The organism is Actinacidiphila oryziradicis (assembly GCF_005047355.1).
In the GTDB taxonomy this organism is placed as follows: Bacteria; Actinomycetota; Actinomycetes; order Streptomycetales; family Streptomycetaceae; genus Actinacidiphila; species Actinacidiphila oryziradicis.
Map to the genome: position 1 here is coordinate 362146 of NZ_SUMC01000001.1, position 12816 is coordinate 374961.

The 12816-nt window shown below is 71.0% G+C and carries 12 protein-coding genes; 3 read left to right on the forward strand and 9 right to left on the reverse strand.

What is annotated here, in order from left to right; genetic code table 11:
* Positions 1–145: 145 nt before the first annotated feature.
* Positions 146–1261: a PP2C family protein-serine/threonine phosphatase gene (locus FCI23_RS01670; protein WP_136721587.1), complete on the reverse strand. Its 1116-nt coding sequence runs from the start codon at positions 1259–1261 to the stop codon at positions 146–148.
* A 93-nt stretch (positions 1262–1354) separates the two neighbouring features.
* Between FCI23_RS01670 and FCI23_RS01675 the strand changes: the two genes are divergently transcribed.
* Positions 1355–2806 (forward strand): penicillin-binding transpeptidase domain-containing protein, encoded by a 1452-nt coding sequence (locus tag FCI23_RS01675; protein ID WP_136721588.1) that lies wholly within the window; start codon positions 1355–1357, stop codon positions 2804–2806.
* 306 nt (positions 2807–3112) lie between these two features.
* On the opposite strand, the gene FCI23_RS01680 is transcribed toward FCI23_RS01675, so the two are convergent.
* The 5 genes from FCI23_RS01680 to FCI23_RS01700 all read right to left on the reverse strand — a co-directional run bounded on the left by FCI23_RS01680 (position 3113) and on the right by FCI23_RS01700 (position 7598).
* On the reverse strand, positions 3113–3733 hold the full coding sequence (locus FCI23_RS01680) for a class F sortase (RefSeq protein WP_246143208.1): 621 nt from the start codon (positions 3731–3733) through the stop codon (positions 3113–3115).
* Positions 3734–3738: 5 nt separating this feature from the next.
* Positions 3739–4626, reverse strand: coding sequence for a hypothetical protein (locus FCI23_RS56100; RefSeq protein WP_169316635.1), 888 nt, complete (start codon positions 4624–4626; stop codon positions 3739–3741).
* Positions 4627–4764: 138 nt separating this feature from the next.
* Positions 4765–5544 (reverse strand): HAD-IIA family hydrolase, encoded by a 780-nt coding sequence (locus FCI23_RS01690; RefSeq protein ID WP_136721590.1) that lies wholly within the window; start codon positions 5542–5544, stop codon positions 4765–4767.
* A gap of 40 nt (positions 5545–5584) precedes the next feature.
* Complete coding sequence (locus FCI23_RS01695; protein ID WP_136721591.1) at positions 5585–6463, reverse strand: hypothetical protein; 879 nt, start codon at positions 6461–6463, stop codon at positions 5585–5587.
* 85 nt (positions 6464–6548) lie between these two features.
* Positions 6549–7598, reverse strand: coding sequence for an ROK family protein (locus tag FCI23_RS01700; protein ID WP_136721592.1), 1050 nt, complete (start codon positions 7596–7598; stop codon positions 6549–6551).
* Between the two features lie 47 nt (positions 7599–7645).
* Between FCI23_RS01700 and FCI23_RS01705 the strand changes: the two genes are divergently transcribed.
* Complete coding sequence (locus tag FCI23_RS01705; protein ID WP_136721593.1) at positions 7646–8713, forward strand: Gfo/Idh/MocA family protein; 1068 nt, start codon at positions 7646–7648, stop codon at positions 8711–8713.
* A 58-nt stretch (positions 8714–8771) separates the two neighbouring features.
* Positions 8772–9422 (forward strand): TMEM175 family protein, encoded by a 651-nt coding sequence (locus tag FCI23_RS01710; protein WP_136721594.1) that lies wholly within the window; start codon positions 8772–8774, stop codon positions 9420–9422.
* Positions 9423–9759: 337 nt separating this feature from the next.
* On the opposite strand, the gene FCI23_RS01715 is transcribed toward FCI23_RS01710, so the two are convergent.
* From FCI23_RS01715 to FCI23_RS01725, 3 genes are all read right to left on the reverse strand, one after another.
* Positions 9760–10617 (reverse strand): fumarylacetoacetate hydrolase family protein, encoded by an 858-nt coding sequence (locus FCI23_RS01715; protein WP_136721595.1) that lies wholly within the window; start codon positions 10615–10617, stop codon positions 9760–9762.
* 79 nt (positions 10618–10696) lie between these two features.
* Positions 10697–11437 (reverse strand): class E sortase, encoded by a 741-nt coding sequence (locus FCI23_RS01720; RefSeq protein ID WP_136721596.1) that lies wholly within the window; start codon positions 11435–11437, stop codon positions 10697–10699.
* 31 nt (positions 11438–11468) lie between these two features.
* Positions 11469–12728: a DUF445 domain-containing protein gene (locus tag FCI23_RS01725; protein WP_136721597.1), complete on the reverse strand. Its 1260-nt coding sequence runs from the start codon at positions 12726–12728 to the stop codon at positions 11469–11471.
* Positions 12729–12816 lie beyond the last annotated feature (88 nt).

Below are 12816 nucleotides of genomic sequence, written 5' to 3' on the forward strand. Positions count from 1 at the left end.
GTGCCGCTGCCCAAGCTTCACCGAATGCTCGCCTTGATCACAAGATGCGAAACAAGCTATTAACTAATCATATGGGCAAATTAATACAGATTTTCGATGATCTTGTGTCTGGTTTGCGGCGGTTTCCGGCGCCGTGCGGGCACTCTCAGGAGTGGGCGAGGAGCAGCAGCAGCGCGTCGTCGCAGAGCGTGCCGCCCGTGTGCAGCAGCAGATCGGCGTAGATCTGGCCCACGGCGGCCTCCAGGTCCGGCGCCGAATCCGCGACCAGCGACCCGACCCGTTCGAGGAGCGGATAGAAGGAGGAGCCGTCGACCGCGCCCCGCGCCTCGATCACCCCGTCCGTATGCAGTACGAGCACATCATCCGGACCGAAGGACTCGGTCCACGTCTTCGGTGCCCCCTCGGCGTACGACGACAGGCCCAGTGGCAACCACGGGTCGGGCGGATCGAGCACCGCCACCTTCCCGTCGGCGCCGACCCGCAGAGCGGCCACATGGCCGTAGTGGAGCAGCTCGAGAGTGCCGGGCTCCCGGAACTCCAGAAAGAGCGCGGTCGCGAACTCCCCCTCGTCCAAATGGCGGGTCACGCTCGCGTCCACCCGTTCGGCGACCCTGGTCAGGAGCTCCTCGTCATACGCCGCCTCACGGAAGGCGCCCAGCGCCACCCCGGCTGTATGCACCGCGTCCAGCCCCTTGCCCCGGACATCGGCAACCAGCGCCCGCACGCCGTACGGAGTGTCGAGCACCGCATAGAGATCGCCGCCGATCTGGGCGGCGTGCTGGGCCGACACGTAGCGGATGGCCAGCCGTATGTCACCGACCTGCGGTCCCGGTGGCCGCAGCAGGGCCAGCTGGGCGGCCTCGGCCACCGAGGTGACCACGGCGAAGGCCCGCCGCCCGGTCTCGGCCCGCCAGGAAATGTACGCGCTGAAGAGCGACACCAGCACATAGCCGATCATCTGCCCCGCGAACAGCGGACGCCCGGCCGCCCCCAGGACGCCATCGTGCGGCGCGAGGGCGAGCCGGGCCAGCAGCCCAATGGCCCCGACAACCAGGGTGCGCCGCCAGGTGGTGGTGAGCGCCGCCAGCGCCGGGGCGACGACCAGGACCGGGGTGATGTAGCGGTCCCTGCTCAGCATGACGTCGAGGGAGCAGATGAACGCCATGGCGACGAGCGGCAGTGTCATGCCCCGTCGGCCCAGTACCTGGGTCTCCAGGACTCTCAGGACCCTGACGACCGGGTTACGACGGGATTTGGTCATTGAACGAACATAACGGCTCATTGCGGGCCGGTGGGAAACCTGTGCTCAACTGTAGGAACCATCACATACCTGTTCGCCGTTTCCCTCGGTGGGATGAATAAGACGATCAGGCGGGTCTCTCTCTTCTGCTTTCTCCTGGTGATCTCCCTTCTGGTAAGGGTCACCTGGGTGCAGGCGGTGGACAGCAAGGCACTCGCAGAAAGCCTGAACAACCGGCGGAACATCATCGCGCTGTACGCGCACCCGCTCGGTGACATCATCGTGGCCGGAAAGGCGGTGACCGGCTCCAAGCGCGCGTCCAACGGCGACCTGAAGTACCAGCGGACGTACACCGACGGCCCGCTCTACTCCGCCGTCACCGGGTACAGCTCCCAGGTCTACGGCGCCACCCAGCTCGAAGGCATCTACCAGTCCGTCCTGGACGGCACCGACACCGGCCTCAAGAGCGTTTACGCCACCCTGACCGGGCAGACCAGCAAGCCCGGCGATGTCGTCACCACCATCAACCCCGCCGTCCAGAAAGCGGCCTACTCCGGCCTCGGCTCCAAGAAGGGCGCCGCCGTCGCCATCGACCCGGCCACCGGGCAGATCCTCGCGGTGGCCTCGACCCCCTCGTACGACCCCTCCACCATCGCCGGCGGCTCATCCTCCGACGCCCAGGCATGGTCCGCTCTCAGCGGCTCCACAGCCCAGCCGATGCTCAACCGGGCACTGCGCCAGGCGTACCCGCCCGGCTCGGCCTTCAAGCTCGTCGTCGCCGCGTCCGCCCTGGAGAACGGGCTCTACACCTCGGTGACGCAGAAGACCCAGAGCCCCAGCCCCTACACCGCCCCCGGCACCACAACCCCCATCACCAACGAGAACACCGCCGCGCCCTGCCAGAACGCCAGCATCCAGACGGCGCTCCAGTACAGCTGCAACACCGTCTTCGCGAAGCTCGCCGTCACCCTCGGCCAGGACAAGGTGCGCAAGACCGCCGAGAAGTTCGGCTTCAACGCCGGCAACCTCGACATACCGGTCCGCGCCGCCACGAGCAACTACCCCACCGGCATGGACCAGCCGCAGACCGCGCTCTCCGGCATCGGCCAGTTCGACGACACCGCCACCCCCCTCCAGATGGCCATGGTCGCCTCGGCCATCGCAGGCGGCGGCCAGCTGGCGAGCCCGCACATGGTCTCCAAGGTCGTCGACGGGAACGGCAAGACGGTCAAGAGCTACCCGGACGGCAAAACCACCCGTGTGGTCAGCGCCGCCACCGCCAAGCAGCTCCAGCAGGCGATGGTCAACGTCGTCCAGCACGGCACCGGTACGAACGCCCAGATCAACGGCGTCGAGGTCGGCGGCAAGACCGGCACCGCCCAGAACGGCGTCAACAACAGCGGCACGCCCTACGCGTGGTTCGTCTCGTACGCCAAGGCCTCCAACGGCAAGCAGGTCGCGGTCGCGGTCGTCGTCGAACAGTCCAACGCCGCCCGCTCCGAGGTCAGCGGCAACGGTCTGGCTGCGCCGATCGCCAAGTCCATGATGCAGGCCGCGCTGGGCTGACCGGCGCCCGCCGGGTCCGGGTCGCTGTCATGTGCGGGCCGGTGGCCGGTGTTGTGCCCGCCCTCCCCCACAGCCTTAAGGGCATGCATGGGAGGTGCCCCATCGCCCTGCGGCACGCCTGCCCACAACGGTCGCACTATCCAGCCCGTCCGGCGTTTGAGGACTGGGGGTCCCCCCACGCCCGCAGGGCGTAGGGGGCGGGTCCGGGGCGGAGCCCCCCGCGGCGCCAGCCGCAAATCGGACGCAGCCGGGAAGGGGCGGGGAGGGGAAAGCGCCGCAGGCGTCCGGCCCGGCCCGGCCCCGGCGCTACGCCAGGCGCGTTCCCGTGAGCGCCGCGAAGACCACGACATTCGCCGAGTACTCCCGCTTCACCCGGTCGAACGTGCCACCACATGTGATGAGCCGGAGCTCCGGACGACCGTCGGAGCCGTAGACCCGATCTGCGCGGAAACCCGCCTTGTCGACGACCTCGACACCCTCCACCATGAACTCCGCGACCGTGCCGTCGGAACGGGTGACCTCCACCAGCGCCCCCCGGGCGACGCTGCTCAGGCCGTAGAAGACGGCGGGCCTGGTGGGGGTGTCGACGTGGCCGACAAGGAGCGCGGCGCCCTTGGCACCGGGGGCCGGCCCGGCACCCCACCAGCCGGCCACTTCGGGGGTCGTGTACGGGGGCGGGTCGACCCCGCCCGCGCTGTCCAGGCCTCTGGCCACGATCGGCGCGTGCACCCCGATCGACGGAATGTCGACGCGGAGCGGGCGGGCGGTCGACAGCGGCACATGGGCCCCGTAGACATGTGCGGGGCGGTCACTCCGGGCGGGCGTACCGCGCGGTGCCGCGCCGGCGCCGAAATCGACGTATCCGTGCAGCCATGCCACGAAGAGCACCAGCCCGGCCACGATGGCCGCGCCCTGTCGCCTGTTCACCGTCGTCAGTCCTGGCTGCCGCCGCGCCGCCGGTGCAGCATCAACCCGGCCACGCCCGCCATGATCAGCACCCCCGCCGCCACCAGCCCGGGGACACGAGCGCTGTCCGATGTCGCGCCGTCCTCCGCGGCCAGCGGCGCCGTCCCGCCGCCGCCGGCGTGCACCGGGGCCACCGGGGTCTGGAAGCCGAAGCCGACGCCGCCGCCGGGCTGCTGGCCGGACTGCTGCTGCCCAGGATCCTGCGGCTGCCCCTTCACCGCCGGCTGCCCGGGATCTTGCTGCGGACCGTTCGCCAGCGGCTGCCCAGGGTCCTGCTGCGGACCGGCGCCCTGCGGCTGCCCGGGATCCTGCTGCGGACCGGCGGCCTGCGGCTGCCCGGGATCCTGCTGCGGACCGGCGGCCTGCGGCTGCCCGGGATCCTGCTGCGGCGCGGCGCCCTGCGGCTGCCCGGGATCCTGCTGCGGACCGGCGCCCTGCGGCTGCCCGGCGGCCTGCTGGCCCTGCTCCCGCTCCATGACGGTGAGCTTGCCCTCGGCGGCCCTCGGGTTGCCGTTGCACGAGATCGAGACCGGGTACGTCCCGGCCCTGGTGCCGGAGCCGACCACGGCCGACCCGTGCAGCCCGCCGTCCGCCGCCGGCGCCAGTGCCACCTCTGTCACGAACGCCGTCGAGATCACGGTGCCGGTCCTGGCCGTGCCGCACGACCGCGTACGGATTTCCAGGTCTCCCCCGGGCCGGATCTGGGTCGGCTTGACCGTCACCGGCTCACCGCCGGCGCCCGCCGCGGCGGCGGCCGCGGGACCGGCGGTCCCGCCCAGCGCGATCAGCACGGCCGTGGCAGTGGCCGCAACGGCGGAAGCGGCGGCCGGGGGGAGTCGTCTGACAGAACCCATGATGTGAACCTCCACTCACCCGGGCTCACGACCCGGTATTTCGAAGGTCCCTTCGCGGCGGCTCCACCGCACGCCATGTTGCTCCGTACGGGTCAGATGCGTAACCGGACGACTCCGCAGCGTGCCGATCCGGACGGGTCAGATCTCCTCGACGAGGTCCGCGATCGAGTTCACGACCCGCGACGGCCGGAACGGATACCGGTCGATGTCCGGCAACTTCGTCAGCCCGGTCAGCACCAGCATCGTGGTCATGCCGACCTCCAGGCCGGCCAGGACATCCGTGTCCATCCGGTCGCCGATCATCGCGCTCGTCTCCGAGTGCGCCCCGATCACATTCAGCCCGGCCCGCATCATCAGCGGATTGGGCTTCCCGACGAAGTACGGATCCTTGCCCGTCGCCTTCGTGATCAGAGCCGCGACCGACCCGGTGGCCGGCAGCACACCCTCCGGCGACGGGCCCGTCTCGTCGGGGTTGGTGGCGATGAACCGCGCGCCACCGTTGATCAACCGGATCGCCTTCGTCAGCGCCTCGAAGCTGTACGTCCGGGTCTCGCCGAGGACGACGTAATCCGGCTCCACGTCCGTCAGGATGTAACCGATGTCGTGCAGCGCGGTCGTCAGCCCCGCCTCCCCGATGACATAGGCCGTGCCGCCGGGGCGCTGCTCGTCCAGGAAACGGGCGGTCGCCAGCGCCGAGGTCCAGATCGACTCGACCGGCACCTCCAAACCCATGCGGTTGAGGCGCGCGTGCAGGTCCCGGGGGGTGTAGATCGAGTTGTTGGTGAGGACGAGGAACGGCTTCCCGGATTCCCGGAGGCGTTTTATGAAGGCGTCCGCTCCGGGAATCGGCGTGCCTTCATGGATCAACACCCCATCCATGTCCGTGAGCCACGATTCGATCGGCTTGCGGTTCGACACGGTCCCGGTCTCCTGTCTGCCGTACGGCGCGATCTCCAGCCTATGCCGTGCGTGCTCCGCTCCCCCGTCGCGGTCCGTCGTCCGGACGGCCGCCCCGCCTGCGCGACCGCCGCGGCTTTCGGCGCCGGGCGGCGAGCAGCAGCACGCCCCCGGCGAGGAGCAGCGCCCCGGCGGTGGACAAGGGGCCGGCCGGGGGACGGTGGGCGCCGGTGGCGGCAAGCGCGGGGGCCGTGCGCGACACGGGCGGCGTCGAAGTGGTGGGCGACGCGGGAGCCTTGGGCGCTGCCGAAGCCGTGGGCGGCATGGAAGCCGTCGTTGCCGTGGAAGCCGTCGGAGCCGTCGTCGCCGTCGTCGCCGTCGTCGCCGTCGGAGCATGGGCCCAGGGCGCGTGCCCCGTTGGGGCAGCGGGGAGGGTGCGGAAGGCGTACGGGTCGGACTCGCCGACCCAGTCGCCGTCATCGCCCTTGCGCTGCATGACCGTAGCGGAGGCCGTAACGCGGCCGGCGGGCGTGCCGGGGGCGAAGCGCAGCCGCAGCCTTACGGTCACGGTGGCGCGCGCCGGCACAACGGTGCCGGGGCCGTTCTCGCCGCCGAGGACGGCGACGTTCTCATCGTTGTCGGTGTGCTCGAAGGACACTGGGTGCCAGTCGCCGGCCCCGTCCGCGTACTCCATGGCGATCTGCGCCGGGAAGAGGGCGCGCCGGTCGTCGATGAGCATGACGACAGCGTGCACCTCGCGGCGGTCGGCCCCGGTGGCATTGGCGAGGTCGAGGGCGAAGGCGCGCGGCGCGCCTCCGGCGGTGTACTCGGCGGGGCCGCCGTGCAGCCGGGCACGCACGGGGAAATCCTGCCCGGCGGCGGGCGCGCAGTTCGCGGCGAGCGCGGCAGCGGTGAGAACAAAAGCGGCGTATACCTTCATAAGATACGAAGATCCCATGAATACGTCCCCGCCGCCGCGTACGGCACAGCCGCGTATCACCGCCCGCCGCCGGGATCCCAGCCGATCAGCGCAACGCGGAGCCTTCCCCGCCATCCTTCCCGCCGCCGAAGAACCGCCCCAGGACGAGGGCTGCCGCGCCTTCCGCCACCGTCCGGGAGCCGCCGGGGGCGGCCGAGACCGGCAGTGGCCGCCCGGTCCGCTGCCGCACGACCGCCGCGACCTCGTGGACGAACAGCGCCGGATCGGCCAGTACGGTGCGGCCGCCCAGCACCACCCGGTCGATGTCGAGGAGCGCGACGAGGTTCGCGGCGCCGACTCCGAGCAGCCGGGCAGCGCCCGCTGGGTCGCCTGCTCGAACCGCCTCCAGGCAGAGCGCCTCCAGGCAGCCGTGGTTGCCGCAGACGCAGAGCGGACCGTCCAGCCGGACGGCCTGGTGGCCGAATTCACCGGCGCCGGTGCGGCGCCCCCGGTGGAGGGCGCCGTCCAGGACGAGGCCCGCGCCCAGTCCCGTACCGAGGTGGAGGTACGCGAAGGAGTCGCGGGTGGTGCCCCGCACCGCCAGGGCCGCCGCGTTGGTGTCCTTGTCCAGCACCACCGGCAGGCCGAGCGCGGCGGTGAGCGCGGCGCGCAGCGGCATGCCCTCCCATTGCGGGAAGCCGGTGACCCGGCCCAGCACGCCCGACTCGTGGCCCAACGGCCCGGGGGCGGCGACCCCGACGCCGAGCACCGCCCCGGTGGCTACGGCGCGCACGGCGCCTGCCAACGCTTCCAGCACGTCGGTATCGCCGGGGGGCGACGTACGGATGTCGACGATCCCGCCCGCGAGGTCGGCCAGGACCACCGTCAGCTCATCGCGGTCCAGGTACGCACCGGCGGCGTATCGCGCGTGGCGGGCCAGCCGCAGCAGGGTGCGGGGCTTGCCGCCGGTGGAGGCGGTGCGGCCGGCCTCGTCGACCAGGCCCTCGGCGCGCAGCCGGGCGGTGATCTTGCTGACGGCCTGCGGGGTGAGGCCGGTGCGCTCGGCCAGTTCCAGCCGGGTCATGCCGTCCGGTGCCGCTCGGAGCAGGGACAGCACGGCGGCGGCGTTGTGGCTGCGCAGCGCGAGAAGGTTCACGTGGACAATTCTTGCACTTTGGCAACAGCGTTGCTTAAGTGGGAGCCATGAGCACTCCCGGCACACCGAGCACCCCTCGCACCCCTCTCCGCGTAGGCCTCATCGGATACGGCCTGGCCGGCTCGGTCTTCCACGCGCCCCTGATCGCCGCGACCGAGGGCCTGGTCCTCGACACGGTCGTCACTTCCCGCCCCGTCAAGGAATTCCCGGACGTCACCACCGTCGCCTCCCCCGACGACCTGTGGCCGCGCGCCGCCGAGCTCGACCTGATCGTCATCGCCTCCCCCAACCGCACCCATGTGCCGCTCGCCACGGCCGCCCTCGAGGCCGGGCTCCCCGTCGTCGTCGACAAACCGCTCGCCGGGACCGCCGCCGAGGCACGCGCGCTGGCCGCCCTCGCGCAGGAGCGCGGACTGCTGCTCTCCGTCTTCCAGAACCGCCGCTGGGACAACGACTTCCGCACCCTGCGCTCGCTGATCGACGCCGGTGAACTCGGCACCGTACAGCGCTTCGAGTCCCGCTTCGAAAGGTGGCGGCCGCAGCCCAAGGGCGGCTGGCGGGAGTCCGGCGACCCCGAGGAGATCGGCGGACTGCTCTACGACCTCGGCAGCCACCTCGTCGACCAGGCGCTCACCCTCTTCGGGCCGGCTCTCCAGGTCTACGCCGAGGTCGACATCCGCCGCCCGGGTGCGGAGGTCGACGACGACTCCTTCATCGCCCTCACCCATGCCGGCGGCGTGCGGTCCCATCTGTGGATGAGCGCCACCACCGCGCTGCTCGGCCCCCGCTTCCGTGCGCTCGGCAGCGCCGCCGGGTACGTCAAGTACGGCCTCGACCCCCAGGAAGCCGCGCTCCGCGACGGTCTGCGCCCCGGCCCCGGCTCCCCCGGCTGGGGCACCGAGCCCCCCTCTGCCTGGGGCCACCTCGGCGCCGGCGACTCCACCCGGCCCGTCCCGACCCTCCCCGGCGACTACCCCGCCTACTACGCCGCCATCGCCCGCGCCCTCCGGGACGGCACCCCGTCCCCGGTCACCGCTCTGGAGGCCGCCGCCGCACTCGACGTCCTGGAGGCGGCGCGCGTTTCCGCCGGCGAGGGCCGCACGATTGCACTCTGATCGGCGGTCAGTTGATCACCGGTATTGACAACAACTCATGAGCGGCCAAACTTCAACGGTGAGATCTACCCACAGCCTCGGGATCAATGTCGAGCGCATGCAGTCGTTCGCGGACGCCGTCTTCGCTATCGCGATCACCCTGCTCGCCCTTGACATGACCGTTCCCGAAGGGCTGCCTTCGGGAGAATTCGGCCATGCCCTTAAAGAGGCGCTCCCGTCCGTCGGCGGGTATCTCCTCAGCTTCGTCGTCATCGGTCTGCAGTGGATCTCCCACCACCGCCTGTTCAGCATGGTCAGACAACTGGATCGCTGGCTTCTGCGCCTCGACCTCGCTCTGCTGGCCGTCGTCGCCGCCCTGCCGTTCCCGACCAAGCTCATCAGCGGATACGGCAGCAGTGCGATCGCGACGTCGGTGTACGCCGGGACGATCGCCCTGGCCGCCCTGCTGATCATGGCGATGGCGGTCCACCTCCACAGGCGGCCCGAACTGTGTCATCCCCATGTGCCACGCGGGCAGATCCTGCAGCCGATACGGGAGACGGCGGTGGTCGTGGCGGTCTTCGGCACCTCCCTGCCTATAACCCTGATCTCTCCCAGCGCGGCGAAGTACTGGTGGATCCTGTGCGTCCCTATCAGCTACTGGCTCAGCCGCCGGGAGGCCAAGCCGGAGCAGGTGCCGGAGTCGCCATCGCCGACGTCCACCATCTGAGGCGGCACGCCGCCCACAGCAGACGCGCTCCTGCCCGCCCACCGCGCAGGTGGGCGGGGCACGAAGAACCCGCATAAGAGGGCCGCGCGAATAGGTGGGGTGGAGGAAGGTGGGGGCACCTCCCGGCCGAAGGCTGGGGGAGGTAGCTGGGGGTGGGGCACTTCCCGGCCGAAGGCTGGGGGCGAGGCGACGCGATGGGGCTGCCCCCTGCTCGAGCGGAGCCGAGAGCTTGGACTCGTTGACCGACGACAACGCCGCCAGGCGCCGCCCATCGGCACGCGACGCCGCCCCACCTATTCGCGTGGCCTCTAAGCTAAGGCCGCCGCAGGCGCAAGCGCTACGCCGACTTGAACGCCTGCCGCTGCCGCCCCAGCCCGTCGATCTCCAGCTCCACCACGTCCCCCGCCCGAAGATACGGCTTGGGGTCCGGCTGACCCATCGCGACCCCCGCCGGGGTGCCGGTGTTGATGACGTCACCGGGGTACAGCGTCATGAACTGGCTCAGGTACCGGACGACTTCCGCGACCGGGAAGATCTGCTCGGCCGTCGTCCCGTTCTGCTTCAGCTCGCCGTTCACCCACAACCGCAGCCCGAGCGCCTGGGGGTCGGGAACCTCGTCGGCAGTGACGAGCCACGGCCCGAGAGGGTTGAACGTCTCGCAGTTCTTGCCCTTGTCCCATTGCCCGCCGCGCTCGATCTGGAAGGCGCGCTCCGAGACGTCGTGGGCGATGGCATAGCCGGCCACGGCGGCGAGCGCGGCTTCCTCCGACTCCAGATAGCGAGCCGTACGGCCGATGACGACGGCGAGCTCGACCTCCCAGTCCGTCTTCTCGCTGCCGCGCGGCACCAGCACGGTGTCATCGGGCCCGACCACTGTGTCCGGCGCCTTCATGAACAGGATGGGCTCGGCAGGGATCTTCGCGCCGGTCTCGGTGGCGTGGTCGTGGTAGTTGAGCCCGATGCACACGATCTTGCCGATCCGCCCGAGCGGCGCCCCGACCCGCAGGCTCTCCCCGTCCAGCCGTGGCAGCGCGCCGCCGGCCTCGGCGTCCCGCACCCGGGCGAGTGCGGCTTCATCGGCGAGCAGCGCACCGTCGATGTCGGGCACCAGGCCGGACAGGTCGCGCAGGACGCCGTCGGCGTCCAGCAGGGCAGGGCGCTCGGCACCGGCGGATCCGACTCGCAGCAGCTTCACAAGGCACTCCATCAATCGGGAAGGTCATCGGACGTCTTTCCGATCTTCCGCCGCCGGTGCCCGCCCCCGCAACCCCGGATCACCTTTCGGACGCGGCCTTCAGCCGCCCCCACACCACCATCCGGTACTCGGAGGTGAACGCCGGGGTACAGGTGGTGAGCGTGAGGTAGTAGCCGGGCCCGTCCATCCGCTGCCGCGGATGGACGCTGCTGTACGGCACCGGCGCGAGTACGGTCCCGTCCGCCGCCGACGTACGCGGCACGATCCGTTCCACCGCGTAGGTGAAGCGGGCGGCCGCCGTCTCGATGACGACAGTGTCGCCGACCCGCAGCCGGTCGAGGTGGCGGAATGGTTCACCGTGGGTGTTGCGGTGCCCGGCGAGGGCGAAGTTCCCGGCCTGGCCGGGTTCGGCGGTGCGCGGATAGTGGCCGACGTAGCCGTGGTTGAGGATCTTCGTCTTGCTGGTGCCCTCGGCGACGGGGGCGGTGATCCCTATGCGCGGGATACGGATCACGGCGTACGCGGCCGATGTGCGGGGCCGCCCGGTACGCGGCGCTGCGACGGCCGCCGAGGAGGACGCCGGAGAAGACGCCGAAGGCGATGACAAGCCCGGCGATTCCTCCGATGTATCGGCCCGGGCAGGACCCCAGGCCTGCTCCAGCGCGGCAACCTGCCGCTGCGCCGCCGCATGCGCCCGCAGGTTCGTCCACCACAATTGGTACACGACGAGCAGCAGCAGTACGACCCCACAGGTCACCGCGGCCTCCGCGGTGACCCAGAGGGCGGCTGCCACCGGACGACGTTTCTGACGAACCGTCATATCGTCACGATAGGCCGCATCCGCTGAGCCCTCAAGACACCAGCCGCGACACCGTGTAGATCACCAGCCCCGCCAGCGCCCCCACCACGGTGCCGTTGATCCGGATGAACTGCAGATCGCGCCCCACATTCGCCTCGATCTTCCGCGAGGTCTGATCCGCGTCCCACCCCGCGATGGTGTCCGTGATCAAGGACGTGATCTCATCCCGGTACGTCGTCACCACATACGTCGCCGCGTCCTCCAGCCACCCGTCCATCTTCTCCTGCAACCGCGCGTCCACCGCCATCCGCGCCCCCAGCGACATCAGCGACGCCCGCGCCCGCAGCCGCAACTCGCTGCGCTCGTCCCCGGCGGCGGCGACCACCATGCCGCGCACCGCGCCCCACGCGGACTCTATGAGCTCCTGCACCTCACCCCGGGCGAGGACATCCTTCTTCAGCCGCTCCACCCGCCCCCTCGTATCCGGGTCGGACTGCAGCTCCGTCGCGAAGTCCCGCAGGAAGCGGTCCACCGCACCGCGCGCCGGATGCTCCGGCATGTCCCGAATCTCAGCCGTGAACCGCACCAGCTCCTTATACACCCGCTCACCGACCCGGCGGTCGATGAACCGGGGGGTCCACCCGGGGGCGCCGCCCTGCACCGCGTCCATCACCGACGCACCGTGCTCGATGAGCCAGTCGTGGGCCCGGGCACAGACCAGGTCCACCACCGCGCGATGCCCCTGGTCCGCCACTATCCGCTCCAGCATCCTGCCCAGGCCCGGCGCGATCTCCTGCGCCTCCGCCCGCCGGGAGATCGCCTCACCGACAATCGCCTGCACATCGGAATCACGCAGCACCGTAAGCGTTCCCCGCAGGGCGGCGGCGGCCTGCTCGGTGACCCGGTCGACGTGCTCGGGCACCTCCAGCCAGGCGCCGAGCCGGGCGCCGATCCCCACTGCCCGCAGCCGGGCCCGCACCACGGCCTCGGAGAGAAAGTTCTCGCCGACGAAGTCCCCCAGGGTGCGCCCCAGCACATCCTTCTTCGTCGGGATGATCGCCGTATGCGGGATCGGCAGCCCCAACGGCCGCCGGAAGAGCGCCGTGACCGCGAACCAGTCGGCCAACGCGCCGACCATCCCGGCCTCCGCCGCCGCCGCGACATACCCGGCCCACGCACCGCCGGCACCGGAGGATTCCGCCCACTTCGCCAGCACGTAGACGACGGTCGCGGCCAGCAGGAACCCGGTCGCGATCAGCTTCATGCGGCGTACGCCCTGTTGCTTCAGCTCATCGGCGGGGCTGTAGGTCATGGCCGCCCTCGCAGGCGTCGCGGTCGTCACGGGCGTCGTCACGGGCGATTGCGTCGGCTTCACCCACCCAGTGTCCCCGCCACGCCGG

Coding starts and splice junctions, on each gene's coding strand:
- FCI23_RS01670 (WP_136721587.1), bottom strand. CDS start 1,261: ATGACCAAATCCCGTCGTAACCCGGTCGTCAGGGTCCTGAGAGTCCTG.
- FCI23_RS01720 (WP_136721596.1), bottom strand. CDS start 11,437: ATGACGGTTCGTCAGAAACGTCGTCCGGTGGCAGCCGCCCTCTGGGTC.
- FCI23_RS01675 (WP_136721588.1), top strand. CDS start 1,355: ATGAATAAGACGATCAGGCGGGTCTCTCTCTTCTGCTTTCTCCTGGTG.
- FCI23_RS56100 (WP_169316635.1), bottom strand. CDS start 4,626: ATGGGTTCTGTCAGACGACTCCCCCCGGCCGCCGCTTCCGCCGTTGCG.
- FCI23_RS01705 (WP_136721593.1), top strand. CDS start 7,646: ATGAGCACTCCCGGCACACCGAGCACCCCTCGCACCCCTCTCCGCGTA.
- FCI23_RS01695 (WP_136721591.1), bottom strand. CDS start 6,463: ATGAAGGTATACGCCGCTTTTGTTCTCACCGCTGCCGCGCTCGCCGCG.
- FCI23_RS01725 (WP_136721597.1), bottom strand. CDS start 12,728: ATGACCTACAGCCCCGCCGATGAGCTGAAGCAACAGGGCGTACGCCGC.